This is a genomic window from Microbacterium sp. NPDC087589, from assembly GCF_044743635.1.
GTDB lineage: Bacteria > Actinomycetota > Actinomycetes > Actinomycetales > Microbacteriaceae > Microbacterium.
The window spans coordinates 413,932-440,563 of sequence record NZ_JBIUWV010000002.1; the positions used below are offsets into that span (position 1 = coordinate 413,932).

At 68.3% G+C, this 26,632-nt stretch carries 28 protein-coding genes and 1 tRNA gene; 13 read left to right on the plus strand and 16 right to left on the minus strand.

Annotated elements, in window-relative coordinates; translation table 11 throughout:
• The first annotated feature begins 79 nt into the window (after positions 1-79).
• Genes cysS through ACIOU8_RS08045 form a run of 3 tightly spaced genes read left to right on the plus strand, consistent with a single transcriptional unit; the run spans position 80 to position 3,142 of the window.
• Entirely contained in the window at positions 80-1,483 is a 1,404-nt protein-coding gene (gene cysS, locus ACIOU8_RS08035) for a cysteine--tRNA ligase (protein ID WP_400787897.1), read from the plus strand.
• Entirely contained in the window at positions 1,476-2,489 is a 1,014-nt protein-coding gene (gene rlmB, locus ACIOU8_RS08040; protein WP_400787900.1) for a 23S rRNA (guanosine(2251)-2'-O)-methyltransferase RlmB, read from the plus strand. Before cysS ends, rlmB begins: the two co-directional genes overlap by 8 nt.
• Before the next feature lie 11 nt (positions 2,490-2,500).
• Complete coding sequence (locus ACIOU8_RS08045) at positions 2,501-3,142, plus strand: NAD(P)-dependent oxidoreductase (RefSeq protein WP_400787903.1); 642 nt, start codon at positions 2,501-2,503, stop codon at positions 3,140-3,142.
• Between the two features lie 10 nt (positions 3,143-3,152).
• On the opposite strand, the gene ACIOU8_RS08050 is transcribed toward ACIOU8_RS08045, so the two are convergent.
• Both ACIOU8_RS08050 and ACIOU8_RS08055 read right to left on the minus strand, forming a co-directional pair.
• A complete protein-coding gene (locus ACIOU8_RS08050) occupies positions 3,153-4,457 on the minus strand; it encodes a DUF4032 domain-containing protein (RefSeq protein WP_400787905.1) in 1,305 nt (434 codons plus the stop codon).
• Between the two features lie 80 nt (positions 4,458-4,537).
• Positions 4,538-5,641, minus strand: coding sequence for an ABC transporter ATP-binding protein (locus ACIOU8_RS08055; RefSeq protein WP_400787908.1), 1,104 nt, complete (start codon positions 5,639-5,641; stop codon positions 4,538-4,540).
• A gap of 230 nt (positions 5,642-5,871) precedes the next feature.
• On the opposite strand from ACIOU8_RS08055, the gene ACIOU8_RS08060 reads away from it, so the two are divergent.
• The 3 genes from ACIOU8_RS08060 to ACIOU8_RS08070 all read left to right on the plus strand — a co-directional run bounded on the left by ACIOU8_RS08060 (position 5,872) and on the right by ACIOU8_RS08070 (position 8,010).
• Positions 5,872-6,840 (plus strand): DsbA family protein, encoded by a 969-nt coding sequence (locus ACIOU8_RS08060; RefSeq protein ID WP_400787911.1) that lies wholly within the window; start codon positions 5,872-5,874, stop codon positions 6,838-6,840.
• A gap of 42 nt (positions 6,841-6,882) precedes the next feature.
• A tRNA-Thr gene (locus ACIOU8_RS08065) sits at positions 6,883-6,955 on the plus strand.
• 101 nt (positions 6,956-7,056) lie between these two features.
• Positions 7,057-8,010 carry an aldo/keto reductase gene (locus ACIOU8_RS08070; protein WP_400787914.1) on the plus strand — a complete coding sequence of 318 codons (954 nt, stop codon included), beginning with the start codon at positions 7,057-7,059 and terminating at the stop codon, positions 8,008-8,010.
• Positions 8,011-8,038: 28 nt separating this feature from the next.
• Here ACIOU8_RS08070 and ACIOU8_RS08075 read toward each other — a convergent pair whose 3' ends face one another.
• The 6 genes from ACIOU8_RS08075 to ACIOU8_RS08100 form a co-directional block, all read right to left on the minus strand.
• Entirely contained in the window at positions 8,039-8,734 is a 696-nt protein-coding gene (locus ACIOU8_RS08075; RefSeq protein ID WP_400787916.1) for a response regulator, read from the minus strand.
• Positions 8,731-9,996, minus strand: a complete 1,266-nt coding sequence (locus ACIOU8_RS08080) for a sensor histidine kinase (protein WP_400787918.1) — start codon at positions 9,994-9,996, stop codon at positions 8,731-8,733. The genes ACIOU8_RS08075 and ACIOU8_RS08080 overlap by 4 nt, the downstream gene beginning before the upstream one ends.
• Before the next feature lie 40 nt (positions 9,997-10,036).
• On the minus strand, positions 10,037-10,846 hold the full coding sequence (locus tag ACIOU8_RS08085; protein WP_400787920.1) for an ABC transporter permease: 810 nt from the start codon (positions 10,844-10,846) through the stop codon (positions 10,037-10,039).
• Entirely contained in the window at positions 10,843-11,754 is a 912-nt protein-coding gene (locus tag ACIOU8_RS08090) for an ABC transporter ATP-binding protein (RefSeq protein ID WP_400787922.1), read from the minus strand. Before ACIOU8_RS08090 ends, ACIOU8_RS08085 begins: the two co-directional genes overlap by 4 nt.
• Before the next feature lie 104 nt (positions 11,755-11,858).
• Entirely contained in the window at positions 11,859-12,242 is a 384-nt protein-coding gene (locus ACIOU8_RS08095; RefSeq protein WP_400787924.1) for an MmcQ/YjbR family DNA-binding protein, read from the minus strand.
• A 2-nt stretch (positions 12,243-12,244) separates the two neighbouring features.
• On the minus strand, positions 12,245-12,898 hold the full coding sequence (locus ACIOU8_RS08100) for an SOS response-associated peptidase family protein (protein ID WP_400787926.1): 654 nt from the start codon (positions 12,896-12,898) through the stop codon (positions 12,245-12,247).
• A gap of 75 nt (positions 12,899-12,973) precedes the next feature.
• On the opposite strand from ACIOU8_RS08100, the gene ACIOU8_RS08105 reads away from it, so the two are divergent.
• A complete protein-coding gene (locus ACIOU8_RS08105; protein WP_400787928.1) occupies positions 12,974-13,915 on the plus strand; it encodes a DMT family transporter in 942 nt (313 codons plus the stop codon).
• 1 nt (position 13,916) lies between these two features.
• Here the strand turns inward: ACIOU8_RS08105 and ACIOU8_RS08110 are convergent, their stop codons facing one another.
• Both ACIOU8_RS08110 and msrB read right to left on the minus strand, forming a co-directional pair.
• Positions 13,917-14,486: a nitroreductase family protein gene (locus ACIOU8_RS08110; protein ID WP_400787930.1), complete on the minus strand. Its 570-nt coding sequence runs from the start codon at positions 14,484-14,486 to the stop codon at positions 13,917-13,919.
• The gene (msrB, locus tag ACIOU8_RS08115) at positions 14,483-14,887 is read right to left on the minus strand and encodes a peptide-methionine (R)-S-oxide reductase MsrB (protein ID WP_400787932.1); all 405 of its coding nucleotides are present in this window, start codon (positions 14,885-14,887) and stop codon (positions 14,483-14,485) included. Before msrB ends, ACIOU8_RS08110 begins: the two co-directional genes overlap by 4 nt.
• A gap of 68 nt (positions 14,888-14,955) precedes the next feature.
• On the opposite strand from msrB, the gene ACIOU8_RS08120 reads away from it, so the two are divergent.
• The 4 genes from ACIOU8_RS08120 to groL all read left to right on the plus strand — a co-directional run bounded on the left by ACIOU8_RS08120 (position 14,956) and on the right by groL (position 18,604).
• Complete coding sequence (locus tag ACIOU8_RS08120; RefSeq protein ID WP_400787934.1) at positions 14,956-15,948, plus strand: DUF2332 family protein; 993 nt, start codon at positions 14,956-14,958, stop codon at positions 15,946-15,948.
• 9 nt (positions 15,949-15,957) lie between these two features.
• Positions 15,958-16,215, plus strand: coding sequence for a DUF3263 domain-containing protein (locus tag ACIOU8_RS08125; protein WP_400787936.1), 258 nt, complete (start codon positions 15,958-15,960; stop codon positions 16,213-16,215).
• 68 nt (positions 16,216-16,283) lie between these two features.
• Positions 16,284-16,862 carry a LytR C-terminal domain-containing protein gene (locus ACIOU8_RS08130; RefSeq protein WP_400787938.1) on the plus strand — a complete coding sequence of 193 codons (579 nt, stop codon included), beginning with the start codon at positions 16,284-16,286 and terminating at the stop codon, positions 16,860-16,862.
• 122 nt (positions 16,863-16,984) lie between these two features.
• Positions 16,985-18,604 (plus strand): chaperonin GroEL, encoded by a 1,620-nt coding sequence (gene groL, locus ACIOU8_RS08135; RefSeq protein ID WP_400787940.1) that lies wholly within the window; start codon positions 16,985-16,987, stop codon positions 18,602-18,604.
• A 74-nt stretch (positions 18,605-18,678) separates the two neighbouring features.
• On the opposite strand, the gene ACIOU8_RS08140 is transcribed toward groL, so the two are convergent.
• The 6 genes from ACIOU8_RS08140 to ACIOU8_RS08165 form a co-directional block, all read right to left on the minus strand.
• On the minus strand, positions 18,679-18,966 hold the full coding sequence (locus ACIOU8_RS08140) for a WXG100 family type VII secretion target (protein ID WP_400787942.1): 288 nt from the start codon (positions 18,964-18,966) through the stop codon (positions 18,679-18,681).
• A gap of 146 nt (positions 18,967-19,112) precedes the next feature.
• A complete protein-coding gene (locus ACIOU8_RS08145; protein ID WP_400787944.1) occupies positions 19,113-20,810 on the minus strand; it encodes a sensor histidine kinase in 1,698 nt (565 codons plus the stop codon).
• Positions 20,811-20,866: 56 nt separating this feature from the next.
• On the minus strand, positions 20,867-21,553 hold the full coding sequence (locus ACIOU8_RS08150; protein WP_042539813.1) for a response regulator transcription factor: 687 nt from the start codon (positions 21,551-21,553) through the stop codon (positions 20,867-20,869).
• A 100-nt stretch (positions 21,554-21,653) separates the two neighbouring features.
• Positions 21,654-23,294: a DNA repair helicase XPB gene (locus ACIOU8_RS08155; RefSeq protein WP_400787947.1), complete on the minus strand. Its 1,641-nt coding sequence runs from the start codon at positions 23,292-23,294 to the stop codon at positions 21,654-21,656.
• Positions 23,295-23,305: 11 nt separating this feature from the next.
• A complete protein-coding gene (locus ACIOU8_RS08160; RefSeq protein ID WP_400787950.1) occupies positions 23,306-25,015 on the minus strand; it encodes a helicase-associated domain-containing protein in 1,710 nt (569 codons plus the stop codon).
• 10 nt (positions 25,016-25,025) lie between these two features.
• Positions 25,026-25,301, minus strand: a complete 276-nt coding sequence (locus ACIOU8_RS08165; protein ID WP_400787953.1) for a multidrug ABC transporter ATPase — start codon at positions 25,299-25,301, stop codon at positions 25,026-25,028.
• Between the two features lie 139 nt (positions 25,302-25,440).
• On the opposite strand from ACIOU8_RS08165, the gene ACIOU8_RS08170 reads away from it, so the two are divergent.
• Both ACIOU8_RS08170 and ACIOU8_RS08175 read left to right on the plus strand, forming a co-directional pair.
• Positions 25,441-25,821 carry a cold-shock protein gene (locus tag ACIOU8_RS08170; RefSeq protein WP_400787956.1) on the plus strand — a complete coding sequence of 127 codons (381 nt, stop codon included), beginning with the start codon at positions 25,441-25,443 and terminating at the stop codon, positions 25,819-25,821.
• Positions 25,805-26,473, plus strand: coding sequence for a DUF3027 domain-containing protein (locus ACIOU8_RS08175; RefSeq protein ID WP_400787958.1), 669 nt, complete (start codon positions 25,805-25,807; stop codon positions 26,471-26,473). Before ACIOU8_RS08170 ends, ACIOU8_RS08175 begins: the two co-directional genes overlap by 17 nt.
• The last annotated feature ends 159 nt before the right edge of the window (positions 26,474-26,632 follow it).

Here is a 26,632-nt window from a genome sequence, read left to right on the forward strand (position 1 = left end):
CGTGATGGCCTCCGCCGATCGTGACGCGAGGCGATAGCGCACCCAGTCAACGCGATCAGTGGCCCGGTAAGCTTGAGCGGTGACTCTCCGCCTCTACGACACCCGCGCACAGCAGCTGCGCGACTTCGTGCCTCTCGATCCCGAGAACATCACGATGTACGTCTGCGGACCCACCGTGCAGTCCGGCCCCCACATCGGGCACGTCCGCGCAGCGCTGAGCTTCGATCTGCTGCGCCGCTGGTTGACGCACCGGTATGGCCGGGTCACCTTCGTGCGCAACGTCACGGACATCGACGACAACGTGCTCGCGAACGCGACCCACATCGAGCCGTGGTGGGCGCTCGCCTACCGCATGGAGCAGGAGTTCACGGCGGCGTATGCCGGAATCGGCATCCTCGCGCCGACGTATGAGCCGCGCGCGACCGCATCCGTTCCGCAGATGCAGGAGATCATCGAGACACTCATCGGTCGGGGCCACGCGTACCCCGCGCCCGACGGCTCAGGCGACGTCTACTTCGACGTGCGCTCGTGGGCGGACTACGGATCGCTGACGAATCAGTCGATCGACGCGATGGAGGCGGCGGAGGACGCCGACCCCCGCGGCAAGCGCAACCCGCAGGACTTCGCGCTCTGGAAGGGCGCCAAGCCCGACGAGCAGGCGGATGCCACGTGGCAGTCGCCCTGGGGCGCAGGCCGCCCGGGTTGGCACATCGAGTGCTCGGCGATGTCGAAGCGCTACCTCGGCGCGGAGTTCGACATCCACGGGGGAGGCCTCGACCTGCGCTTCCCGCATCACGAGAACGAGCTCGCCCAGTCGACCGCTGCCGGAGACGGCTTCGCGCGGTACTGGGTGCACAACGGCCTCGTGACGGTGGGCGGACAGAAGATGTCGAAGTCCCTCGGCAACTTCACGCTCGCACATGAGGTGCTCGCCGAGCATGACCCGCTCGTGGTCCGCTACGCCCTCGCGGCCGCGCACTACCGTTCGAGCCTCGATCTCTCGGAGTCGTCGTGGACCGAGGCGGAGGCGGCACTGGGGCGCATCCGCACCTTCATCGAGCGTGCACTGCGTGTGCTGCCGAAGACCTTCGGCTGGGCGGAGAAGACACCTCTCCCCGCCGCGTTCGAGGCGGCGTTGGACGACGACCTCGGCATACCGCAGGCGCTCGGCGTCCTGCATGACACGGTGCGTGCAGGAAACGCGGCGCTCGACGCGGGTGACACCGAGACCGCGATGGCGGCGTCGCACGAAGTGCTCGCGATGCTCGATGTGCTCGGGCTCGATGTCGTCGGTGCGACATCGGGGGGCGACGCCACGGCATCCGCTCTCGACGCGCTCGTGCAGACGATGATCACCCAGCGCGCGCAGGCGCGCGCTGACAAGGACTGGGCGGCGGCCGATCGCATCCGTGATGCGATCGCCGCCGCAGGAATCACGCTGGAGGATTCTCCGGCCGGAACTCATTGGAGTATCGATGGCTAAGCCACAGCGCCCCGGCGCAAGCAACGGCAAGAAGAAGGGCCCCACCAAGGGCACCGGCGGACTCGGACGCAAGTCGCTCGAGGGCCGCGGACCGACCCCCAAGGCGGAGGATCGCGCGTGGCACCCCGCCGGCAAGCGCAAGGCGGCAGCCGAGCGCTACGCGGCCTCGGGCGGAAAGGGCAAGCCGGGACAGGGACAGCGTCAGAGCTCGGGCGGCAACCCGAACCGCTCTGCACGCGCCAAGGACAACACCACCGAGGTCGAGGTCGTCACCGGCCGCAACTCGGTGCTCGAGGCCCTGCGTGCGAAGATCCCCGCATCGGCGTTCTACATCGCGCAGCGCGTCGAGATGGACGACCGCGTGAAGGAGATGCTGTCGCTCGCCACCAACCGCGGCATCCCGGTGCTCGAGGTCACGCGCCAGGAACTCGACCGCATGGCCGGGTACGACGGTGTGCACCAGGGCGTCGCGGTCAAGGTGCCGCCCTACGAGTACGCGCACCCGCAGGACCTCCTCGAGGCCGTCATCGACAAGGGTGAGGTGCCGCTGTTCGTCGCCCTCGACGGCATCACCGACCCGCGCAACCTCGGCGCGATCATCCGCTCGACCGGAGCCTTCGGCGGTCACGGCATCATCCTGCCGCAGCGTCGCTCGGCGGGTGTGAACTCCGCAGCGTGGAAGACCAGCGCCGGCGCGGCCGCTCGCGTTCCGGTCGCACTCGCGACGAACCTCACCACGCAGCTCAAGGAATTCAAGAAGCAGGGTGTGTTCGTGCTCGGCCTCGACGGCGACGGCGACGTGCTGCTGCCCGACCTGCAGCTGGCCGACCGCCCCGTCGTGATCGTCACCGGTTCCGAGGGCAAGGGACTGTCTCGTCTGGTCGCCGAGACCTGCGATCAGATCGTCTCGATCCCGATCTCGGCCGTGACCGAGTCGCTCAACGCCGGCATCGCGACCTCGGTCGCGCTCTACCAGGTGTCGACCACCCGCAACGCGAAGAAGTAGGGGAGCAGCTCATGGCTCGCATCGTCGTGCTCGGAGGAACCGGCTACGCCGGACGCCACATCGTCTCAGAGGCGGTGAGCCGCGGCCATGAGGTCATCGCGGTGTCGCGCTCGGAGCCGTCGAACCCCGTGCCGGGTGCGCAGCACGTGCAGGGGTCGGTGCTCGACCTCGCGAGCCTCGGTGACGTCTTCGACGGCGCCGACGCGGTCGTGTCGTCGCTCTCGCCTCGCGGTGACATGGAGAACTCGGTGCTCGATGCCCTCGGCGGCCTCGTCGAGGTGCTGAGCGGCACGCAGACTCGCATCGGCGTGGTCGGCGGCGCCGGCGGGAGCCTCGTCGCTCCCGGTGGACCGCGTCTGTTCGACCAGGGGTTCCCTGAGGAGTACAAGCACGAGGCACAGGTCGGCATCGACTCCCTCGCGCTCCTGGAGAAGGCCGACGACTCGCTCGACTGGTTCTTCGTGCATCCGGCCGAGGTCTTCGGGCCCTGGGCCGAGGGGGAGCGCACCGGTCACTACCGTGATGGCGGCGACGTGATCGTGCGCGACCCGGAGGGCACGTCGTTCATCTCGGGTGCCGACTTCGCCGTCGCCGTGGTCGATGAGATCGAGCAGGGCAACCACCACCGCGAGCGCTTCACCGTCGGCTACTGACTCCGCGCGGTCAGACCAGGTCGCGCCAGTCGACCTCGTCGTCGTCATCGGCGACCGGATGCGTGCCGGTGACGACGGGCAGGCTCATGGTCTCGGTGGGCGGACCCATGATCGTCGCCTCGTCACGGCGGTGCCTCAGCACCTCGTTGATATAGCTCGTCAGCACCTCGGCGAGCGGCACCGAGCGGCCCTGCGCCTGTGACAGGTACCACCGGTGTTCGAGCACCTGGTGGAACACCTCGGCGGGTTCGAGCTTGGCGCGCAGCTCCCACGGGATCGCGCGCACGACGGGCTCGAACACCCGGGTGAGCCACTCGTGCGCGTACATCTCCTCGTCGGCCCACTGCTTCGTCGAGCGAGCGCGGAACTCATCGAGATCGTTGAGCAGCCGGCGAGCCTGGTTCTCTTCGACATCGAGTCCGGTGAGGCGGATGAGGCGGCGCTGGTGGTGTCCGGCATCCACCACCTTCGGCTGGATCTCGACGACCGTGCCGTCCGAGGTGGTCGACATCGACATCTCGTCGATGTCGAAGCCGAGCGCGTTGAGACGTTCGACGCGCTCGGTGATGCGCCAGGTCTCGGCGGAGGCGAATGACTCCTGTGCGGTGAGTTCGGCCCACAGCGAGCGGTATGACGAGACGATGCCGTCGGCGATGGCGACCGCATCGACGCCGTGCTCCAGTCTTCCGCCGGCGGCGAGGTCCATGATCTCACCCGCGATGTTGGTGCGGGCGAGATCGAGATCATAGGCACGCTGACCGTCGGTCAGACCCTCCTCGTGCAGCTCACCGGTCTCGGCATCGACGAGATAGGCCGCGTAGGCACCTGCATCGCGGCGGAAGAGCGTGTTCGACAGCGACACGTCGCCCCAGTAGAAGCCGACGTTGTGCAGGCGCACGAGCAGCACGGCCAGGGCATCGACGAGACGGGTGGCGGTGTCGGGGCGGAGCACGCGAGTGAAGAGCGCGCGGTAGGGCATGGAGAACCGCAGGTGCGAGGTGACGAGGGCAGCGGCGAGCGGCTCGCCGTCGGCATCCGAGCGCCCGGCGATCACGGCGACGCGGTCGACGCAGGGCACGTCGAGCCTGGCGAGGTTGCCGAGCATCTCGTACTCGCGCTTCGCCATCTCATCGGTCGTCTCCTTGACCGCGACGACCTTGCCCGACAGATCTGCGAACCGCACCAGGTGACGCGAGAGCCCCTTGGGGAGCGACACGATCAGCTCGGAGGGCCACTTGGCGAGTGGTGTCGACCAGGGCAGTGCGAGCAGCCCCGGATCGATCGAGCTCGCGGTGATCCGCAGCGCATCCTGCATGTCTCTCCCGTCGGTGGGGGTGGAAAAGAAGAAGCGGCGCGGGCGACCGAAGTCAGCCCGCGCCGCGTCTGTGGATCCGATCAGGCGGCGACGATCGGCTTGTCGTTCAGGCGCACACCCGACTCGATGTCGAACGCGTGCACGTGGCCTGCGTTCGCAGCCAGCGTGACGGTCTCGCCGGCGTTCGGGTGGCTGCGACCGTCGACACGAGCGACCAGGTCGGCGCGCTTGCCGTTGATCTCGGTGTGACCGTAGAGGTAGCCGTCGGCGCCGAGCTCCTCGACGAGGTCGACCATGACCGAGAGGCCCTTGCCGTCGGCGGGGCCGACGGTGATGTCCTCGGGGCGCACACCCACCGTGACCTGCGAGCCGTTCGCGCGGCCCACGGTGTCGCGGTCGAGCGGGACGATCTCGGTTCCGAAGCGCACGCCGCCCTCAGCCAGGTCTGCGCTGAAGAGGTTCATGGCGGGGGAGCCGATGAAGCCCGCGACGAACACGTTCTCGGGCTTCTCGTACAGGTCGCGCGGCGAGCCGACCTGCTGGAGCAGGCCGTCCTTGAGCACGGCGATGCGGTCGCCCATGGTGAGCGCCTCGGTCTGGTCGTGCGTGACGTAGACCGTGGTGACGCCGAGACGACGCTGCAGCGACGCGATCTGCGTACGGGTCTGGACGCGGAGCTTGGCGTCGAGGTTCGACAGCGGCTCGTCCATGAGGAAGACCTGCGGCTGACGCACGATCGCGCGGCCCATGGCGACACGCTGACGCTGGCCACCCGAGAGGGCCTTCGGCTTGCGGGTCAGGTACTCCTCGAGGTCGAGCAGCTTCGCGGCCTCGAGAACGCGGGTCGCGCGCTCTTCCTTGCCGATGCCGGCGATCTTGAGCGCGAAGCCCATGTTCTCGGCGACGGTCATGTGCGGGTACAGCGCGTAGTTCTGGAACACCATCGCGATGTCACGGTCCTTCGGCGGGACATCGGTGACGTCGCGGTCACCGATGAGGATGCGGCCGGCGTTGACCTCTTCGAGGCCGGCGAGCATACGAAGCGAGGTGGACTTTCCGCAGCCGGACGGGCCGACGAGGACGAGGAATTCGCCGTCGGCGACCTCGAGGTTGAGCTTGTCGACAGCCGGGCGGGTTCCGCCGGGGTAGAGGCGGGTGGCCTCGTCGAAAGTCACAGATGCCATTGTGTTTCTCCTTCACCGGCAGGTACGTGCCGGACGATCCGTAGTGATAGAGCGGCGGAGTGATCCGCCGTGACCCCTCATCGGGTCGGAATCAGTATGGCAGAAGCCCGTCCATCTGGGTATTTCTCAGCCTGGCTGGTTAACATCGATCTCGGCCGCGTTTTCGCGGCGTTCGCCGCCCGAGTGGCGTCCGGGGCCACCCTGCCCCCCTGAGACTGTCTAGAGGAACGATGTCGAGCGACGAGACGCCGAACGTCCCCAGCACTCGCAATTCGCGTGAGGCTGTGCGGGAGAAGGCCCAGAAGGTGCACGCCCAGCAGTCGAGGGCGCGCGTGATGCGACGGATCATCCTCGGCGCGATAGCCATAGTCGCCGTGGGTGCCATCGGCACCGCCATCACCCTCGCCGTCTCGGCGCAGGTGTCGAAGCCTCAGCTGAACCCGGGCGGCATGGATGACGACGGCATCCTCGTCTCGGACATCAGCGCGTCGGCGATGTCGGATGAGACGGTCGCACCCCCGGGCCCGGAGGAGACCGAAACGGGTGGCGAGGCCACACCGACTCCGGAGCCCACCACCTCGAGCACGGTCGACATCCACATCTACGTCGACTACCTGTCTCCGGATGCCGGAGAGTTCGAGCGTGCCAACTCGAGGCAGCTCGTCAACTGGATCTCCCAAGGGGCGGCGACCGTCACCTACCACCCGGTCGCGCTGCTCACCGCGAGCTCGAACGGCACCAAGTACTCGCTTCGCTCGGCCGCGGCCGCGGCCTGTGTCGCGACGCACTCGCCGGCGCAGTTCTACGCGTTCAACCACGACCTGCTCGACGACCAGCCGGAGGTCAACACCGACGGCTTCTCCGACGAGGATCTCGCCGCGATCGCCGGCGCCGTCGGCTCCGACAACGTGAAGAGCGTCCGGTCGTGCATCGAGGACCAGGACTACGTCACGTGGGCGAAGGAAGCCACCTCGCGCGCGCTCGAGGGCCCGCTCGTCGGCTCGGATGATCTCGTGCTCACCGCCGCTCCCATGATCGTCGTGAACGGCGAGGCCTACGTGGGTGCGCTCGACGACCCGGGCGAGTTCTCGCAGTTCGTGCTCACCGTCGCCAGCGACGCCTACTACGCCACCGAGACCCCGACGCCGATGCCCACCGAGACCACGGAGCCGGCGCCCTCTGAGACACCCGCGTCGTAGTTCGTCGTCGCCCGCCGCCCATCGCTAAGCTGGGAGGCATCCGCCGACTTGGCGCAATTGGTAGCGCACCGTACTTGTAATACGGGGGTTGCAGGTTCGAGTCCTGTAGTCGGCACTGTCCAGCGGATCTCTGCAAGATGCCGCGTCTTCCGTCCGCGACACGACGCACATCGTCACAGGGGAAATAGCGCGAGCGGGTCACGAGTTGTCCTGAGTATGACTCGCATCGGACACAGTGATCTTGACGTCTTCCCCCTCTCGCTCGGCGGCAACGTGTTCGGCTGGACGGCCGACCGCGATGCATCGTTCGCGGTGCTCGACGCGTTCGTCGACGGGGGCGGCGACTTCATCGACACGGCCGACGTGTACAGCGCCTGGGTGCCGGGCAACCCCGGCGGCGTGAGCGAGACGATCATCGGCGAGTGGCTCTCGTCCCGCAAGCCCGAGGGCGTCGTCGTCGCCACCAAGGTGAGCCAGCATCCGGACTTCATGGGCCTCTCAGCGTCGAACGTGCGGAAGGCCGCCGAAGCGTCGCTCGCCCGCCTCGGCATCGACACGATCGACCTCTACTACGCGCACTACGACGACGAGAGCGTTCCGCTCGAAGAGACGGTCGGTGCTTTCGGCGAACTCGTCGCTGACGGGCTCGTGCGCCACGTCGCCGTGTCGAACTACTCGGCAGACCGCATCCGCGAGTGGGTCGAGACCGCCCGCCGCATCGGCGTCGACCTTCCCGTCGCCGTGCAGCCGCACTACAACCTCGTGCACCGCAACGATGTCGAGGCGACGATCATCCCGGTGGCCCAGGAGTTCGACCTCAGTCTCGTGCCTTACTACTCGCTGGCGAGCGGCTTCCTCACCGGCAAGTACCGCTCGGTCGACGTCGAAGGGCAGGCGTCTCCGCGTGCGTCCGGCGCGGCCAAGTATGCGACCGAGGCGGGGCTGCGGATCATCGACACCCTCGAGGAGGTCGGCGACGCGCACGGCGTCTCGATCGCTGCGACCTCGCTGGCCTGGCTGCGTGCTCAGCCGACGGTCGCCGCTCCCATCGCGAGCGCGCGCACGGTCGACCAGGTTCCCGATCTCCTCGCCGGCGGGCGTCTCGAGCTGACCCCTGATGAGGTCGACGCTCTGAACCGCGTCTCGGAGTGGACCGCGGCGAAGGCCTGAGGCTCCTCGTTCTGCCCTCCGCCCCGAGCTAGGGACCGGAGGGCAGAACGTCGTCGTCGACGAGACCGAGCCGGTGCGCCAGGATCACCAGGTGGATGCGGTCGCGGGATCCGAGCTTCGAGAGGATCCTGCCCACATGCGTCTTGACGGTCGACTCGCTGACGAACAGCGCCTGTGCGATCTCGGCGTTCGTGAGCCCGCGCGCGATCTCGACGAAGACATCGCGCTCTCGGTCGGTGAGCTGGGCGGTGACGTCGTCGGCCACCCGCGCCTGTGGTGCGGGTGGCGCAGCGAGCGTCGGCGTCACATGCTCCAGCAGCATCCGCGTGATCCGTGGCGAGAGCGCGGCATCACCCCTGTGGATGGCGCGGATCGCCGCGATCATCTCGTGCCGTTGAGCGTCCTTCAGCAGGAATCCGCTCGCCCCGGCGCGGATCGCACCGAACGCGTACTCGTCGAGATCGAATGTCGTCAGCACCAGCACGCGGGTCTGCGGGTGCTGGCCGACGATGGCCTCGGTCGCGGCGATCCCGTCGAGCCCAGGCATCCGGATGTCCATCAGCACCAGGTCCGGGCGCTGCTCGGACGCTTGGGCGATCGCGTCGTGCCCGTCTGCGGCCTCGCCGACCACGACCATGTCGGGCTCGGCGTCGAGCACCATCCGGAATCCCACACGGATGAGCGCCTGGTCGTCGACGAGGAGCAGCCTGATCGGCTCTGTCATGGTCTCTCCTTCGGTTCGGTCTCCGGCATGGCGGGAGGCGCGGTGGGGAGCTCTGCGCGCAGCATCCACCGCCCGCCGTCGACAGGTCGAGAGGTGATGGTCCCTCCTGAGTGCGCTGCGCGCTCGGCGAGACCGCGCAGGCCGAACCCCGACGAGCCGACAGGGCCCGCGACGCCGTCGTTCAGGATCTCGATGGTCACCGCATCCGCGGCGTGCGCGAGGCGCACCGCGATCGTCGTCGCCGTCGGTGCGTGCCTCATGGCGTTCGTGACGCCCTCCTGAACGATGCGCCCGACCGCGTGCGCGAGGGCGGGGGAGAGCGATGCGGCCCCCGTGACCGAGAGCGACACCGGGAAGCCGGCTCGCTGCGCCTGAGCCACGGTCTCCTGCGGGGGAATCGGTTCGAGAGGCGTGAGGGGCAGCGGCGAATCGTCGGATCTGAGCACGCCGAGCATCGCCCGCATCTCGGTGAGCGCGCTGCGAGCCGTCTCCGCGGCGGAGGAGGCCGCGGATCGTGCCTGCTCCGGGTCCGGCGTCGCAGCTGCGCCCTCGGACAGCGCGACGATCACGGTGAGCGAGTGCGAGACGATGTCGTGCATCTCACGGGCGATGCGGGCGCGTTCTCCTGCCGCAGCGAGCTGCGCCTGCTGATCGCGCTCGACGAGGAGTTGCCGAGACCGGTCTATCACCGCAGCGAGGTAGCGCTTGCGGCCGCCGACGTTGACGCCGATGAGCGTGCCGATCAACCCGAGCACGAGCGACATGATGACTGCGTTCGCGGCGATCTGCAGAGTGATGACCCCGGAGAGCGTGAGCAGACCGCCGAAGGCGGCGAGCGAGGCGATGCCGATGCCGAAGCCCGTCCATGCGGCCCGCGACGAGCGGTACACCGCGAGCGAATAGCAGGTGACCAGCAGCAGCGGCGAGCCGATCGGCTGCAGTGCGAAGAGGAACCCGGCCTCGAGAGCGAAGGACGCGACGAACGGCACGAGCGGCTGTCGGCGCCGCCACAGGAGCGTCACACAGGCTGCGACGACGGACGCGGGGACCAGGATCGCGACGCCGATGGCGAGAGGCACCGGGAGCTCGCGGGTGATGACACCGGCCGGAGCCAGCGAGAGGAACAGGCACACGAGCGCGATCAGGACGTCGGCGACCACCGGATGCCGTGCCCAGAACCGACGCAGGACGCCAGGTGGACGCGGCAGCCGCAGCCCCTCGTCCTCACGGACTGAGGTGCTGCGGCTGCGCGTGCGGGTCACCGGGCGACTCTACGCGGGTTCATCGTCTCGTGATCTCGCGTCACGCATCGCGCGTGTGGAGCATTGCCCAGGCGGCGAGCATGCCCGCAGCGACCCAGCCGGCCAGGGTGAGGTATGCGACCGGTCCCTCGAGAGCAGCACCCTCGGGAAGGATCGCGCTCTGGGCAGCGGCGACCGGGAGGTAGTTCGCGGCATCCATGACCCAGGCCCAGGCCTCGCCGGCGACCGCGAAGAAGCTTGTGACGATCGGCAGCACGAACAGCAGGCCGACGGTCGCGGCGATCGCTCCGGCGCCCGAGCGCAGGATGAATCCGAACGCGACTCCGATCAGAGCGAACACGGCCATCGCGAGCGACGAGACCACGATCGGCAGGAGCGACGCTGTGGGGTCGCCCCAGTCGATCACCTGGTCTCGCGAGGCGACGACCGCGGAGACTGCGGCGGCCGCTGCCGTGAAGATGATCAGCGATGACACGAACATGAACAGGCCGACCACGACCGCTTTGGCGGACAGCACGGAGCCGCGCTTCGGATTGGCCGCCATCGTCGAGCGGATCATCCCGGTCGAGTACTCGCCGGTCACCGAGATCGCGCCGAGAATGCCGGCGAGCAACATTGTGAACTGGATCGGCATGACGACGGCCTGGATCGGTTCGAAGCCCGGCAGGTCGATCGCCTGGGCGATGAGCACGGCGATGCCGATCGTGAGGATCGCGGCGATGCCGATCGACCACCAGGTCGACCGGAGCGTCGCCAGCTTGATCCACTCGCCGCGCACCGCTCGGACGAACGAGAGGCGGTGGCCGGTGTCGACGTGCTGACGGCGGAGGGGAGGAGCCTGGACGGTCATGAGATCTCCTTGGTGCGGTACTCGACCGAGTCGCCGGTGAGGGCGAGGTACGCGTCTTCGAGCGAACCGGTGGTCGGGGTGAGTTCGTGCAGAGGGATGCCGCGCTCCGCGGCGAGATCGCCGATACGCGATGCGGGCAGACCCACGATGTCGATCAGATCGGGAGCCGAGCTCACGATCTCGACCGACGGGCCGCCGACTGCGGCAGCCAGATCGGCTGCTCGGGGCGTGCGGACACGCACCGTGTTCGTCGTCCACGCTCGGACGAGCTCCTCGAGGGGTGCGTCGGCGAGTACCTTGCCCCGGCCCATCACGATCACGTGATCGGCGGTCTGCGCCATCTCGCTCATGAGGTGGCTCGAGAGCAGCACAGTGCGCCCCTCGGATGCAGCGTGGCGCACGAACTGTCGCACCCAGCGCACACCCTCGGGGTCGAGGCCGTTGACCGGCTCGTCGAGGATCAGCGTGTGCGGGTCGCCGAGCAGGGCCGACGCGATGCCGAGCCGCTGCCCCATGCCGAGCGAGAACTTGCCCGCACGCTTGCGAGAGACGGGACCGATGCCGGCGAGGTCGATGACCTCGTCGACGCGGGATGCGGGGATGCCGTGGGTCGCCGCCATCGCACGCAGGTGATTGCGCGCGGTGCGGCCGGTGTGCACGGCTTTGGCGTCGAGCAGCACTCCCACCTCGGTGAGCGGGGCGCGGAGCTTGCGGTACTCCCGTCCGCCGACGGTCGCGATGCCCGAGGTGGGCCGGTCGAGGCCGACGATCATGCGCATCGTGGTGGATTTGCCCGCGCCGTTCGGTCCGAGGAACCCCGTGACCGTACCCGGCTGCACCGTGAACGACACATCCTGGACGGCTGTCTTGTCTCCGAATCTCTTCGTGAGGCCTTCTGCTGTGATCATGTCTACGACGCTATCGACCGGCGCATCGCCCCCGCGTCCCCCCTGGGTACCGTTCCACGGATGTCAGGGGTCATCCTCTCGGCGGATGCCGGGGTCTGGCCGCCTCAGTCGGCGGGGCGGCCGAAGAGCTCCGGGTCGACCGGCCGTTGAGCTCGGGGCAGTTTCTCGACGACCAGTCGGTACGACTCGGTGACGAGTTCGGTCACGAGGTCCTCTTCGAGCGATGGCCCCGGCATCAGGGTGATCCAGTGCTTCTTGTTCATGTGGTAGCCGGGCACGATGTCGGCGAACGTCTCGCGCAATGCGACGGAGTCGTCGGGGTGGGATTTGAGCGTCACGCGCCCTGTGCCGTCGAGGGGGATCAGCAGGAAGACACGCCCTCGCACCTTGTAGACGTCCCACTCGGGGCCGAACGGGTTGTCGCGCTCCGCACCGGGAAGCTCTTCGGCGCGCGCAGTGGCGGCAGCGCCCAACTGTGTCGAGTCCATGCTCAGAACAGCCGATCCGCGCCCTTGTCGTCTGCGCGGGGCGCGGCCTGGACGCGCTCATCGACCTCGGCCGCCGCGAGCAGCGCCTCGTCGATGATCTCCTTCGTGGGCTCAGCGGTCAGCCAGTCGTCACTCAGTGCTGCGGGGATCAACAGCGGCATCCGATCGTGGATGCCTGCCAGATGCGGGGGAGCCGGGCGCATCACGATCGAGTAGCACGTGAAGGACTCGCCATCGGCCGTTCGCCCTCTCTGGGTGACGGCCGCCATTCCGAAGAGCGCACCGTCGTCGACGACGAACTCGTGCCAGACGCGCTCGGGCTTCTTCATCTCGTACCAACTCGTCGCCGGCACGATACCTCTGGTCTTCAACCCGCCGGGGCGCTCCTGCAGGCGTTCGGAGCGGGTGTTGATCGACGGGAACTTCGAGGGTTCTCCGCCGATCAGGAACCCCCACCAGGCGGGTTCGAGCACGGGCTCGGCCTCGGGCTGCACCACGATCGGGTTGAGGTTGCGCAGATTCCTGCCCGTGGGGCGCACGGTCTCGCGCGCGTTCTGCTCGGCCCAGCCACGGAGACCGTCGAGCACCGCCTCGTCGGCGGCGGCCAGGAGCTCGGTGTCGGTGAACCGGGGGTCAAGTCCGTAACTCGCGCACATGCCGTCAGGGTACGCCCGACCACCGACATCGTGCGCAGGACGGGACGGCCATCCACGCTCGGCTAGGGTCGACAGGTGACCCAGGCCCGACGACTGTCTCCGCCCCTCGCGCTCGGCGGAGCAGTGGCGATCGGCGTCATGACCGCGATTCAGGCGCGCATCAACGGCGTGCTGGGAGTCGAGGTCGACAACGGCATCGTGGCCGGCCTCATCTCCTTCTCGGTGGGACTTGCGGCTCTCGCGGTGGTGATCGCCTGCATCCCCTCGGCGCGTCGAGGCGTCGGACGCCTGGTCGGCGGCATCCGTGATCGGTCGGTCCCGTTCTGGATGCTGCTCGGCGGCGCGTGCGGCGCGCTCACGGTCTCGACTCAGGGCATCACGGCCGGAGTGCTCGGCGTCTCGCTGTTCACGGTCGGCGTCGTCGCAGGACAGACGCTGCACGGGCTCGTGCTCGACCGCATCGGGTTCGGTCCGGCCGGAGTCGTCGCGATCACTCCAGGGCGCGTCCTGGGCGGTGCGCTCGCGCTCGCCGCGGTCGGCATCTCGCTGAGCGGAGACGTCCTGAGCACGGCGCCGCTCTGGATGCTCCTCCTGCCGTTCGCAGCCGGCATCGGCATCGCCTGGCAGGCTGCGACCAACGGTCGGCTGTCGCAGCGAGTGCGCTCGCCCCTCGCGGCGACGTTCATGAGCTTCACCGCCGGCACCGTCGCCCTGCTTGTCGCTGCGGGGATCAGCATCGCGGTGCGGGGTGCGCCCGGCGCACCGCCGACCGAGCCCTGGCTGTACCTCGGCGGATTCCTCGGCGCCGCGTACATTCTGCTCGGCACCTTCATCGTCGCCCACACCGGGGTGCTGCTGATGGGACTCGGGTCGGTGCTGGGCCAACTCGCGGCCTCGGTGATCATCGACCTGCTCTGGCCGGCCGCGGCAGGTCCAGCGCCGTGGCAGATCATCGCGATGGTGGTCGTCGCCGTGGCATCCGTCGCCGCCGCGCTGCCCCGCCGCCGGCGTGACTGACCTACTGCTTCTTCTTCGCCTTCGCCTTCGGCTTGGGCTTCGGCATCCGTGTCACGAGACTGCGCGCATCGACGGGCTTGCGGCGACCGGGCCTGCGGCCTGCGGGCTTGCCGCCGACGTACAGCCACCCGAGCAGGTCCTCGTTCTTGCCGAGGCCGTGGGCCTTCGCGACGGCCTTGGAGCGCGTGTAGTGGCCCGTGCGCCACAGCACGCCGTAGCCGGACTCGTCGAGCAGCAGGCTGAGCATGTGGGCGACACCCGACGCCACGGCCTCCTGCTCCCAGCGGGGCACCTTCTCGCTCTTGCGGTAGCTGGCGACGACCGCGATCAGCAGCGGAGCGCGAAGCGGCTTCGACGAGGGGGACTTGTCGCCCTCGGCCTTCGCGATCGCGGCGCCCAGCAGCTCCCGGTCGGATCCTCGCAGCTCGATCAGGCGCCACGGGCGCAGGGAGGAGTGATCGGCGACGCGTCCGGCGGCTGCGACGAGCTTCAGCAGCTCGTCGCGTGACGGCGCCTCATCGGTGACCTTCGAGGAGGACTGCCGTGCGCGGACGGCCTCGAGGGCGCTCACGACTCTTCTGGAGTGAAGTTCAGGGCGATGGAGTTCATGCAGTAGCGGTCGCCGGTCGGCGTGCCGAAGCCGTCGGGGAAGACATGGCCCAGGTGCGAGCCGCAGTTCGCGCAGCGCACCTCGGTGCGCACCATGCCCAGGGTCGTGTCCTCGATGAGCTGCACAGCGTCGGGGCGGATCGACTCGTAGAAGCTCGGCCACCCGCACCCGGAGTCGAACTTGGTGCCGCTCTTGAACAGCTCCGCATTGCAGGCGCCGCAGGTGTAGAGGCCCGCGCGGCCCTCGTCGAGCAGCTCGCCCGTCCAGGCGCGCTCGGTAGCGGCTTCGCGGAGCACGGCGTACTGCTCCTCGCCGAGTTCGCTGCGCCACTCTTCTTCGGTCTTGTCCACGCTGTACGACATAGGTCCTCCTGGGGTCTGCTCCATTCTCTCGCGTTCAGAGGTGCTCGGCGTCACGAGACAATGGATGCATGACGGATGCCGTGCGGCTGCGCTATCGGCGCTTCGCCGATGAGGAAGCGCCGGGGCGCAGCGACCTGTATGTCGACTGGGCGTCCGGTGTGGCGGACGACCCCGAGATGCAGCGGGTGCTCGCTCGGATTCCCGAGAACCGCAGGCAGCCGCCGCTCGTGTTCGCGGTGACGCGGATGCTGGGCGTCGGCCTCGACCGCTACGACGCCTGGCGTGCTTTCGTGCTGGCCCGCGCCGACGAGGTCGTGAGCGAATGCAGCGACCGGCGTCTGCAGACCAACGAGCCGCTCCGGCTCGCCCCGCTGCTCCCGGTGCTGTCGGAGATCGACGGACCGATCGCGCTGCTCGAGCTCGGGGCCTCCGCGGGCCTGTGTCTGTACCCGGATCGCTACTCGTATCGCTTCGTGGGCTCCGACGGCCGGTTGCGCTCGGCACTCGACCCGGCGGACGGGCCGAGCTCCGTCATGCTGCAGAGCAGAGTCGACGGGCAGCTCCCCGCGATGAGGATGCCGGACATCGCCTGGCGGGCCGGCATCGACCTCGCGCCGCTCGACGCACGAGACGACCGCGATCGGCGCTGGCTGCAGGGGCTCGTCTGGCCGGGCGAGGAAGGTCGGGAGCAGCGGGTGCGGGCGGCGCTCGACATCGCGGAGTCCGATCCGCCCCACCTCGTCGCCGGCGACGCACTCGAGACGATCGATGCGCTCGCCGCCGAGGCGCCCCGCGGTGCCACTCTCGTCATCACGACGCCCGGAGTGCTCGTGCACATCCCGCGAGAGGCGCGCACGGCGCTCGTCGAGCGCATCAGAGATCTCGACGCCCGCTGGGTGACGATCGATCCTCCGGCGCTGCTGGACGTATGGCAGCCGCCCGTGGTCGCGGCGGAGTGGCCCGGCTTCGTCGTGGCGCTCGACGGGGAAGTGCGTGCTGCGGCCGATCCGCTCGGCAGATGGTGGGAGTGGCGCACCGGAGTCGGCGCTTCCGCGACCTAATCTGGTCACATGCTGGGAGATCTGAGCGAGCGGGATCGCGCGATCCTCGCGCTCGAGACCGCGTGGCCGCGGCACAGCGGCGCGAAGGAAGAAGTCGTCCGAGCCCAACTGGGCATGAGCGCCGCCCGCTATTACCAGCTGCTCAGCCGCCTGATCGAGTCCGAGGCGGCACTGGAATACGATCCGATGCTCGTGCGGCGGTTGCGTCGCATCCGTGACGCCAGGTCCTTCCAGCGGGCTGCACGCACGCCGGGTTTCGTGGGCTGACGAGCCGCGCGCCACGCGTCGGCGCCGCTCGATGCGGATACACGGGTCGGTGCCATTAGCATCGAGGAGTGTCAAAGCTCAGCCGAGATCGATTCGACGACGTCCCCCGATCGTCCGGACGCGTCGGGGCGCACCGCGCCGAAGCCCCGGGGATGAACGGCTGGGTGGTCCTCCTCTGGTCGTTCGTGGCCGCCCTCGTGCTCATCATCGGCGGCATCTTCGGCTCGCTCGTGGTGATGGGGCGCATCAGCCTCTTCCCGGAGGCAGTGCCCACCGCGAGCCCGGCCCCTGTCGAGACCGGGGTCGTCGACGTCACCTACTCGTTGATGATCCTCAACGCGTCGCCGGACGAGGGCCTCGATGAGCAGATGCGCGACCTGCTCATCAACAACGGCTGGGCCGCCGATGTCGTGTTCGCGAGCGACAGCGAGAGCCAGGACTTCACGACGACGACCGTCTACTACGTCGCCGAGGAGGACGAGCTCGCCGCCCTCGGCCTTGCGAACCTGATCGGCGGTGCCCAGGTCGAGCAGAGCGACTTCTACTCCGACCTGAACGACACGGGGGCGAAGCAGCTCACGGTGGTCATCGGACTCGATCGTGCGACGACCGCGCCCGACACGCCCGCAGACACTCCTGCTCCGTAGACCGCCGCGCGGTCCGTCCGCGCAGCTTGCACTCGATGGGGTCGAGTGCCAGAATGGCGTTAGCACTCTCTCACTCTGAGTGCTAAACCCAACGTCTACGTCCAGGAGGGACGAAAAAACTCATGGCAAAGATCATTGCTTTCGATGAGGAGGCCCGACGCGGCCTCGAGCGCGGCCTCAACATCCTCGCCGACGCTGTCAAGGTGACCCTCGGCCCGCGCGGTCGCAACGTCGTTCTGGAGAAGAAGTGGGGCGCCCCCACGATCACGAACGACGGTGTCTCCATCGCCAAGGAGATCGAGCTCGACGACCCGTACGAGAAGATCGGCGCGGAGCTCGTCAAGGAGGTCGCCAAGAAGACCGACGACGTCGCCGGCGACGGAACCACCACCGCCACGGTGCTCGCTCAGGCCCTGGTCCGCGAGGGTCTGCGCAACGTCGCAGCCGGCGCTGACCCGATCTCGCTCAAGCGCGGCATCGAGAAGGCCGTCGCGGCCATCACCGAGGAGCTCCTCGCCAGCGCGAAGGAGATCGACTCCAAGGAGCAGATCGCCGCCACCGCATCGATCTCCGCTGCTGACCCCGCCATCGGCGAGCTGATCGCCGAGGCGATCGACAAGGTCGGCAAGGAGGGCGTCGTCACCGTCGAGGAGTCGCAGACCTTCGGCACCGAGCTCGAGCTCACCGAGGGCATGCGCTTCGACAAGGGCTACCTGAACCCGTACTTCGTGACGGACCCGGAGCGCCAGGAGGCTGTCTTCGAAGACGCCTACATCCTCATCGCGAACCAGAAGATCTCGAACATCAAGGACCTTCTGCCCATCGTCGACAAGGTGATCCAGGACGGCAAGGAGCTCGTCATCATCGCCGAGGACGTCGAGGGCGAGGCTCTCGCTACTCTCGTGCTCAACAAGCTCAAGGGCATCTTCAAGTCGGTCGCCGTCAAGGCTCCCGGCTTCGGTGACCGTCGCAAGGCGCAGCTGCAGGACATCGCGATCCTCACCGGTGGTCAGGTCATCACCGAAGAGGTCGGTCTGAAGCTCGAGAACGCCACGCTCGACCTGCTGGGTCGTGCTCGCAAGGTCATCGTCACCAAGGACGAGACCACGATCGTCGAGGGTGCCGGTGAGGCAGACCAGATCGAGGGTCGCGTCACGCAGATCCGTCGCGAGATCGAGAACACCGACAGCGACTACGACCGCGAGAAGCTGCAGGAGCGGCTCGCGAAGCTCGCCGGTGGCGTCGCCGTCATCAAGGCGGGAGCGGCGACCGAGGTCGAGCTCAAGGAGCGCAAGCACCGCATCGAGGATGCCGTGCGCAACGCGAAGGCAGCCGTCGAGGAGGGCATCGTCCCCGGTGGTGGCGTCGCGCTGATCCAGTCGGGCACCAAGGCTCTCGACGCTCTCTCGCTCACGGGCGACGAGGCGACCGGTGCGAACATCGTTCGCGTCGCGATCGAGGCTCCGCTGAAGCAGATCGCCCTCAACGCCGGTCTCGAGCCGGGTGTCGTAGCGAACAAGGTCTCCGAGCTTCCCTCGGGCCAGGGCCTCAACGCGGCAACCGGTGAGTACGTCGACATGTTCGTCGCCGGCATCATCGACCCGGCGAAGGTGACCCGCTCGGCTCTGCAGAACGCAGCGTCGATCGCGGCTCTCTTCCTCACCACCGAGGTCGTCGTCGCTGACAAGCCTGAGAAGGCAGCTGCTCCGATGGGTGACCCGTCGGGTGGCATGGACTTCTGATCCATCAGCACTGACAGAAACGCCCCGACCTCGGTCGGGGCGTTTCTGCGTTCGCGGGTGATCGACCCCGCGGATCAGCGGAACAGGCTCGCCGAGTACTGATCGGCGTCCGCGTACTGCATCGCCGCGCTGCCCAGCGAGTGCCCGATCGATTCGAGCACCTGCTCGACGTGCAACTGCGCTCCTCGCCACTCCTCGGCACACGACTGGAATGCGGCCGACGCGGTGCCGACCCACGTTGCCTGCAGCTGCGTGAGCTGCGACATGAGCGTCGCGGACTCGGTCTGCAGACGCTCCATCGTGGCGAGCGCCGCGCCTTGCGCTGCACCTACTGCTTCCGTGTCGACGGTGATGACGGACATGGGAACTCCTCTCGATTGGTGCTCTGACGATAGGGGAGAGCAGGTCCCCTCATGCGAGGACGGGGAGCCTCCCGACGTCCGCTGTGGAGAACCCGCGCATGCCCCTGGAGGTGCAGGAGCGTCGAGCACGAGCCGCAGGGGTCGGGTCAGAGGTCCAGGCGCTCGAGCGGCTGGGTGTCTTCGAGAAGGTGAGCGGGCGTCGCGCGTGAGGGGGCGAGGGGCAGGGTGACGGTGAAGGTCGCTCCACCACCCGGCGTCTCCGACACCGCGACGCCTCCGTGCAGCGCCTTGACGATGGATGACACGATCGCGAGCCCGAGTCCGGACCCACCGGTCTCGCGTGCTCGTGAGGTGTCGGCGCGCCAGAAGCGCTCGAAGATCTGCTCGCGGATCTGGGGCGGGATTCCCTCGCCGTGGTCGACGATCGCGATGCTCGCCGTACCTCGCACGCGATCCGCATCGACGACGATCTCGATCGGGCTCTCCTCGGGGGAGAACCGACGCGCATTGCCGAGCAGGTTCGTCACCACCTGGCGCACCTTGTTCTCCTCGCCGAGGACGATCGGCGGGGTGCGCACAGGGATGTCTGCGGCTTCGGTGAAGTCGATCGCCGGCACGTCTGCCGCGGAGCTTCGCGAGCGCCGGCGTAGACGGGCGAGCGTCCCGCGGGAGAGTCCACGTGGAGCCGGCATCTCCGGTGCGGCGGGGACGACCGGCGTCGACCGCGTGGTGACATCGATGAGCGGGGCTTCGACCGTGCGATCGATGACGGTCACGGTGCGCGCCGGAGCAGCAGCGCGCAGATCGAGGGCGGCGTCGCGGGCGATGGGGCGCAGGTCGAGTGCCTCGATCTCGGGTTCGCGCTCTTCGTCGAGGCGCGCGAGCGCAAGGAGGTCCTCGACGAGCACGCCCATGCGGATCGCCTCCTTCTCGATGCGCTCCATGGCGCGTGCGGTGTCTTCCTCACCCTTGATCGCACCCATTCGATAGAGCTCGGCGTACCCCCGCACGCTCACCAGAGGGGTGCGCAGCTCGTGGCTGGCATCGCCGATGAAGCGCCGCATGTGCTGCACGGTGCGGTCGCGCTGCGCGAGCGATCCGTCGACGCGATCGAGCATCGTGTTGATCGCGCTGTTCAGTCGGCCGACCTCGGTCGTCGGCTCGAGATCGGTGAGGCGCTGCGTGAAGTCGCCGGCGGCGATCGACATGGCCGTGGACTCGACCTGCCCGAGCCGTCTGAACGTCAGAGTGACGAGCCCGCGGGTCAGCAGAGCGGCGAGGAAGATGGTGACGAAGGTGACCGTGATGTAGATGCCGAAGTACTGGCTGATGATGCGGTCCGCGTATTCGAGCGGCATCGCGACGATCTGGATCCGCAGCGATCCGTCGCCCTCTCCGGGCACTCGCGCGACGGCCGCGCGGAAGCTCGACCCCTCGGTGCCCTCCATCGTGAACGGAGTGTCCTCGTTGGCTTGCACATCGAGGGGCGAGTACGACGAGGGGAAGAGCGGGGCTCCGTTGGCGGAGTTGCCGGTGGTCGTCTGCAGCACGCCCTCGGCGTCGTAGATCGCGACGAAGAAGTCACGGGGTGAGTCGGTCGGGGTGTAGACGGTCCTGCCGTCTTCGTCCGTCACCTCGAAGTACCGATTCGCGAGATCCGCGGACACCAGAGCCGGCAGCTGCGCATCGATGTTCTCGACCAGCGAGTTGCGCAGGATCGGCGCCGTGCCGAGCCCTGCCGCAAGCAGTCCCAGCGCGAGCACGGCGACCGTGACCCCCGTCACCTTGGCACGCAGGCTGATCGACCGCCACCACTTGGTGATCGCGTCAGGCTTGTGCGCCATGCGGACCTCCCTGGAGACGGATGCTGTGCGGCGTCAGCGTGCGGCGGTGAGCCGGACTACTTGCCGACCTTGAGCATGTATCCGAAGCCGCGCTTCGTCTGGATCACCGACTCCTCGGTGTGCGGATCGATCTTGCGACGGAGGTACGAGATGTAGCTCTCGACGATGCCGGCATCCCCGTTGAAGTCGTACTCCCACACGTGGTCGAGGATCTGCGCCTTCGACAGCACGCGGTTCGGGTTGAGCATCAGATAGCGCAGCAGCTTGAACTCGGTCGGGCTGAGCTCGATCGACTCCTTGCCCACGTGCACGTCGTGGGTGTCCTGGTCCATCGACAGCTCGCCGGCGCGGATGATCGACTCCTCGTCGGCCTGCATGGTGCGACGCAGGATCGCCTGGGCCCGGGCGACGATCTCATCGAGGCTGAACGGCTTGGTGACGTAGTCGTCGCCGCCGGCGTTGAGCCCCTCGATCTTGTCGTCGGTGCCGTCCTTGGCGGTGAGGAACAGGATCGGCGCGGTGAAACCCGCGCCGCGAAGACGCTTGGTCACGCTGAAGCCGTTCATGTCCGGAAGCATGACGTCGAGGATGATGAGGTCCGGCTCTTCCTCGAGCACCGCCGAGATCGTGGCGGCGCCATTGGCCACCGTCTTCACCTGGAACCCGGCGAAGCTGAGACCTGTCGAGAGCAGGTCGCGGATGTTGGGCTCGTCGTCGACGACCAGGATGCGCGCATCAGTCATGTCCCCATTATGGTGACTTCGGCCATGCGGATGCTGATTATCCGTCGGAGCGGCGCTTTCGCCCTCCGCGTAGCGGTGCCGTGCAGAGGGTCCGCGACGGTCAGGCCGCGATCGCGTCGGCGTCCATGATCGTGTAGCTGTAGCCCTGTTCGGCGAGAAAACGCTGGCGATTCTGGGCGTAGTCCTGGTCGATCGTGTCGCGGGCGACCAGCGTGTAGAAGCTCGCCGTGTGCCCGGACTGCTTGGGGCGCAGCAGCCGGCCGAGGCGCTGGGCCTCTTCCTGCCGTGAGCCGAAGGAGCCGGACACCTGGATCGCGACGGATGCCTCGGGGAGGTCGATCGAGAAGTTCGCGACCTTCGACACCACGAGCAGCGAGATCTCTCCCTCACGGAAGGCGCGGTAGAGCTCCTCGCGCTCGTCGATGGGCGTGGCGCCTGTGATCTGCGGGGCGTTCAGCGACTGCGACAGCGTGTCGAGCTGGTCGAGGTACTGACCGATCACCAGGATCCGCTCGCCCTCGTGCTTGGCGATGAGCTCGCGCACGGCCGAGATCTTCGCCGGTGCGGAGGCCGCGAGACGATAGCGCTCATCGTCCGTCGCGGCGGCGTACTCGAGCCGGTCGTCCGGCGGCAGGTCGACCCGCACCTCGTAGCAGACGGCGGGGGAGATGAACCCCTGCGCCTCGATCTGCTTCCACGGCGCGTCGAAGCGCTTGGGGCCGATCAGGCTGAACACGTCGCCCTCGCGGCCGTCCTCGCGGACGAGCGTGGCCGTGAGGCCGATCCGACGCCGAGCCTGGAGATCGGCGGTCAGCTTGAAAACGGGAGCGGGGAGCAGGTGCACCTCGTCGTAGACGATGAGGCCCCAATCGAGGGCATCCAGCAGTGCGAGGTGAGCGTACTCGCCTTTCCTCTTCGCCGTGAGGATCTGGTATGTCGCGATGGTGACCGGCTTGACCTCTTTGGCCTGGCCGGAGTACTCGCCGATCTCCTCGGGCGTGAGGCTCGTGCGCTTGAGCAGCTCGTCGCGCCACTGTCGTGCCGAGACGGTGTTGGTGACGAGGATCAGGGTCGTCGTCTTGGTGGCGGCCATGGCCGCCGCGCCGACGATCGTCTTCCCCGCGCCGCACGGCAGGACGACGACGCCCGAACCGTCCCTCGAGAACGCGTCGACGGCGTCCTGCTGGTAGGGGCGGATCTGCCAGCCGTCCTCGGCGAGCTCGATCTCGTGCGGGGTGCCGGGGGTGTACCCGGCGAGATCCTCGGCCGGCCAGCCGATCTTCAGCAGCTCCTGCTTGATCTGCCCACGGGCCCACGCGTCGACGATGAACGTGTCGGGCGCCGGGTGGCCGATCAGCAGCGGCTGGATGCGCTTGTTGTTCGCGACCTGGGCGAGCACCGCGGGGTCTGTCGACCGCAGGATCAGGGTTCCCTCGTCGTCACGCTCGATCACGAGGCGGCCGTACCTGTTCACGGTCTCGCGCAGGTCGACGGCCACCGACGGGGGCACGGGGAAGCGCGACCAGCGATCGAGCGTCTCGAGCATGTCTTCGGCGGTGTGCCCGGCTGCGCGCGCGTTCCACAGTCCGAGCCGTGTGATCCGGTAGGTGTGGATGTGCTCGGGCGCGCGCTCGAGCTCGGCGAAGATCGCCAGCTCGTGGCGGGCGCTCTCAGCGTCGGAGTGGGCGACTTCGAGCAGCACTGTGCGATCGCTCTGGACGATCAGGGGTCCATCAGACATAGCTGTCCAGTTTACTGGGGTATCACGACGGCGGCGCGGATGCTCGACACCGGAAGCGTGCGTTCGACATCCGCCGCGCGATCTCGACCGCGGAGGCGCCCTCCGCCGAGCCCGGTGGCCTCGAGGATGAGCTCTCTCGTCGATCCGTCGGGCATGCCGACGCTCACGCGGAGCACGGCCTTCGCGCGGACCGCGGCCTCGAGCTCGCGGTCGAGCCAGGCCGCATCAGCGTCCGGCCCCTGATGCGAGCGCATGGCGGAGATGAGCGTGGAGAAGTCGGGTGTGGGATCGGGCGTCGCCTCGGAGATCGGATTCCGTGCACCGGCGATCGCGGTTCCGTCCTCGTCGACGAGCGTCGCGGGATATCGAGCGTCCGTGAGCGCCCAGTAGACGGTGTCGCGCCCCACCCGCGTGGTCAGAGAGGCGACGTGCTTCGTGAGCGCGAGCGGCCGCAGCCCCTGGTCGACACCCATCGCCTCGATCAGATGCTGGTCGCTGCTCTCGATGCGCGTGCGTCCGGTCTCGGGATCGATCGACACACGAACCAGGCCATGCCGCTGCGCGGTCTGCGTGACGAGGTAGTGGAGCGGCTGAGGGATGCCGGTCAGCGAGAGCGATTCGAGGAACTCGAGGATCGACTGCTCGGTCTCGCCGGCGACGAGCGCATGCGCGATCGATTCGGGGGTGAAGCGATAGGTGGAGGCCTGCGCCGCAGACTCTCTCGCGGCGATCGTGCGCAGCCGCACGTCGAGCCCGGGGGCGAGCGGGCCGGGCGAGATCGCGCTCAGGTCATTCTGGAGGAAGATGCGATCGACCTCGTGCGGGAGCAGTGCCACGAGCGCAGCGGCGTCCACGCTCTCGCCTCGGCGGATCGATGCCGCCCAAGCGGGTTCGCTGTCGCCGTCACCGATGAGACCGAGCAGGCGAGCGCGCTCGAGCAGCGCGGCGCTGTGATCGGCCCAGGCGGCGTCCCAGGGGTGCGCCTCCGCCCACGTCGTCGTGGGCAACCATCCACCGTCTGATGTGCGCACTCCGCGGGGGAGAGCGTCACGGAAGCCCTCCACGAGCGTGCTCCACCGATCCGCCACCGGCGATCGCAGCCACTCCTCGGTCCGCCGCGTGGTGCGCAGCCTGCGAGCATCGGGCGCGACGAGGCCCGAGTCGATCGCGATCGCGATCAGCGCGTCGATCGACTCAGCGGTCACGCCCGATTCACTGAGCTGCCGCTTCTCTCCCGCGCTGACGTTGCCGCCGGTCAGCAGGGCGAAGGGCTTCTCCCGTGCCAGCAGCAGCAGATCGGCGAGGGCGGAGACCGTCGTGAAGGCCCGCTCGGCCGCATGGGCGGTCTCGGCATCGGTCGCAGGCGTCGGTGCCGAGAGATCGAGCGGAGTCGGCTCGGGTCGATCCGCGATGGCGGCTACGACCGGAGGGAAGGGGGCCCCGTCGGGGCGCAGCAGCGCGAGACTCTCGAGCGTCGCCCGATGCGCGGACTGCTCTGTGGCAGGCGTCGTCGCGGCTGCGAGAAGCATCGCTGCCTCGCCGTGCGTCAGCAGGGGCAGCACTCGCGCGATCGACGCCGGGTCGAGGAGCGCTTCGGCGGCATCGAAGAAGTCCTGCCAGCCGGCATCCACACGCACACGCCGCGAGGAGAACAGAGTGGTGAGCTGCTCGTCGCTCGCCGCGGACAGCCATTCGGCCAACGGTCGGGCGTGCGTGCTCATGACGGATACCTCAGGGCCGCGATGCCGCGCGCCCCTTGCGGATGAAGCTCATGGCGAGGAGCACGATGATCATGACGAACGCGGCCGGAAGCCCCCAGTAGGGGATCGCGGCGATGAACGGCCAGACGCCGGCGCCGAAGTCCTCCTGCTGCATGCCGACCGCGGTGCCGATGATGATCGCGAAGAAGCAGATGATGGACGCCGCAGCGAGTCCGAGTGCCGTGAACGCCAGGATGCGATCGATGCGGCGAACGGGAACCTCAGGTTCGGGACTCTTGGTGCTCATCCGTCTCAGCCTAGTCGTTGCGGGGTCTGACGGTTCCGCATCGTGACCTACGGATTCCCTGCCCGGCGACCGGTAGGCTGGAGGTGGCCGCACACGTGCGTCCGATCCAGCTCCACACCGACTCAGCGAGGTTTCTCCCATGCCCACCGGCAAGGTCAGGTTCTACGACGAAGACAAGGGCTTCGGCTTCATCGCCAGCGATGACGGCCAAGACGTCTTCCTGCACGCTTCCGCCATGCCCACCGGCGCGGCAGTCAAGGCGGGTTCACGCGTGGAGTTCGGTGTCGCCGACGGCAAGCGCGGCCTTCAGGCGCTGTCCGTGCGGGTGCTCGAAGCCCCGCCGAGCCTCTCGAAGGCGAAGCGCAAGCCGGCAGACGACATGGCGATCATCGTCGAGGACCTCGTGAAGCTCCTCGACGGGATGGGCGGCGATCTGCGACGCGGCCGGTACCCCTCGTCGGCCCAAGGCCGCAAGATCGCGGCAGTTCTGCGCAAGGTAGCCGATGACCTCGAAGCCTGAGGTAGACCAGCGTCTGATCGAGGCTCACGATCTCGCGCTCGCCGCACTGCACGAGATCACTCCGCCGTCGACCGTCGGCCCCGCAGCCGACTACATCCCCGAAGAGGGCGGTTCCGTATCGCTGCGCTTCGAGAACCGACTTCCCGGGTACCCGGGCTGGTACTGGACTGTCACGGTCGCGCGCGTCGACGACGAGGAGCCGACGGTGCTCGAGCTCGAGCTGCTGCCGGGCGACGGAGCGCTGCTCGCGCCCGAATGGGTGCCGTGGGCTGAGCGTCTCGCCGAGTACCGCGCCCACCAGGTGGAGCTCGCGGCGCAGGCGGCCGCGGCCGCTGCGGACGACGCGGACGCGACATCGGTCGACGATGACTCCGACGACGATGAATCCGACGACGATGACTCCGACGACGATGATCTCGATGAGGACGACCTCGACGACGATGACGATGACGATGACGATGACGATGACATCGACGAGGACGAGCTCGCCACCGAGCCGCGTGTGCTGCATGCAGGCGACCTCGACGGAGTCGACATCGACGAACTCGACGACTCGGCCGCTGCAGACGGAGACGACGACGTCGAGGATGATGACGACGACGACGAAGACTCGGATGACGACTCGGACGAGGACTCCGACGACGAGGAGTGATCGTCCGCTGAGACGAATCAGAGAAGGGGGCGCGGGCGAACGCGGCCCCCGCTCGGGTTGTCTCCCCGCGGCAGGCGCCCCGGGGGGCGAGCACCGGGTGGATCGCGCGGGGGTGCGGTCGGGTGTCGTCCGGGTCGATCGACACCAAGGTCGCGACCC

What these genes read in the sequence shown, in the direction of transcription:
- ACIOU8_RS08090 (WP_400787922.1), bottom strand. Translation starts at nt 11,754, where the DNA reads ATGATCACAGCAGAAGGCCTCACGAAGAGATTCGGAGACAAGACAGCC.
- ACIOU8_RS08150 (WP_042539813.1), bottom strand. Translation starts at nt 21,553, where the DNA reads ATGACTGATGCGCGCATCCTGGTCGTCGACGACGAGCCCAACATCCGC.
- msrB (WP_400787932.1), bottom strand. Translation starts at nt 14,887, where the DNA reads ATGTCGTACAGCGTGGACAAGACCGAAGAAGAGTGGCGCAGCGAACTC.
- ACIOU8_RS08060 (WP_400787911.1), top strand. Translation starts at nt 5,872, where the DNA reads ATGTCGAGCGACGAGACGCCGAACGTCCCCAGCACTCGCAATTCGCGT.
- ACIOU8_RS08085 (WP_400787920.1), bottom strand. Translation starts at nt 10,846, where the DNA reads ATGACCGTCCAGGCTCCTCCCCTCCGCCGTCAGCACGTCGACACCGGC.
- ACIOU8_RS08050 (WP_400787905.1), bottom strand. Translation starts at nt 4,457, where the DNA reads ATGCAGGATGCGCTGCGGATCACCGCGAGCTCGATCGATCCGGGGCTG.
- ACIOU8_RS08170 (WP_400787956.1), top strand. Translation starts at nt 25,441, where the DNA reads ATGCCCACCGGCAAGGTCAGGTTCTACGACGAAGACAAGGGCTTCGGC.
- ACIOU8_RS08175 (WP_400787958.1), top strand. Translation starts at nt 25,805, where the DNA reads ATGACCTCGAAGCCTGAGGTAGACCAGCGTCTGATCGAGGCTCACGAT.
- ACIOU8_RS08070 (WP_400787914.1), top strand. Translation starts at nt 7,057, where the DNA reads ATGACTCGCATCGGACACAGTGATCTTGACGTCTTCCCCCTCTCGCTC.
- ACIOU8_RS08125 (WP_400787936.1), top strand. Translation starts at nt 15,958, where the DNA reads ATGCTGGGAGATCTGAGCGAGCGGGATCGCGCGATCCTCGCGCTCGAG.
- groL (WP_400787940.1), top strand. Translation starts at nt 16,985, where the DNA reads ATGGCAAAGATCATTGCTTTCGATGAGGAGGCCCGACGCGGCCTCGAG.
- ACIOU8_RS08165 (WP_400787953.1), bottom strand. Translation starts at nt 25,301, where the DNA reads ATGAGCACCAAGAGTCCCGAACCTGAGGTTCCCGTTCGCCGCATCGAT.
- ACIOU8_RS08160 (WP_400787950.1), bottom strand. Translation starts at nt 25,015, where the DNA reads ATGAGCACGCACGCCCGACCGTTGGCCGAATGGCTGTCCGCGGCGAGC.
- ACIOU8_RS08045 (WP_400787903.1), top strand. Translation starts at nt 2,501, where the DNA reads ATGGCTCGCATCGTCGTGCTCGGAGGAACCGGCTACGCCGGACGCCAC.
- ACIOU8_RS08055 (WP_400787908.1), bottom strand. Translation starts at nt 5,641, where the DNA reads ATGGCATCTGTGACTTTCGACGAGGCCACCCGCCTCTACCCCGGCGGA.
- ACIOU8_RS08095 (WP_400787924.1), bottom strand. Translation starts at nt 12,242, where the DNA reads ATGGACTCGACACAGTTGGGCGCTGCCGCCACTGCGCGCGCCGAAGAG.
- ACIOU8_RS08100 (WP_400787926.1), bottom strand. Translation starts at nt 12,898, where the DNA reads ATGTGCGCGAGTTACGGACTTGACCCCCGGTTCACCGACACCGAGCTC.
- ACIOU8_RS08120 (WP_400787934.1), top strand. Translation starts at nt 14,956, where the DNA reads ATGACGGATGCCGTGCGGCTGCGCTATCGGCGCTTCGCCGATGAGGAA.
- ACIOU8_RS08140 (WP_400787942.1), bottom strand. Translation starts at nt 18,966, where the DNA reads ATGTCCGTCATCACCGTCGACACGGAAGCAGTAGGTGCAGCGCAAGGC.
- ACIOU8_RS08155 (WP_400787947.1), bottom strand. Translation starts at nt 23,294, where the DNA reads ATGTCTGATGGACCCCTGATCGTCCAGAGCGATCGCACAGTGCTGCTC.
- ACIOU8_RS08075 (WP_400787916.1), bottom strand. Translation starts at nt 8,734, where the DNA reads ATGACAGAGCCGATCAGGCTGCTCCTCGTCGACGACCAGGCGCTCATC.
- ACIOU8_RS08145 (WP_400787944.1), bottom strand. Translation starts at nt 20,810, where the DNA reads ATGGCGCACAAGCCTGACGCGATCACCAAGTGGTGGCGGTCGATCAGC.
- rlmB (WP_400787900.1), top strand. Translation starts at nt 1,476, where the DNA reads ATGGCTAAGCCACAGCGCCCCGGCGCAAGCAACGGCAAGAAGAAGGGC.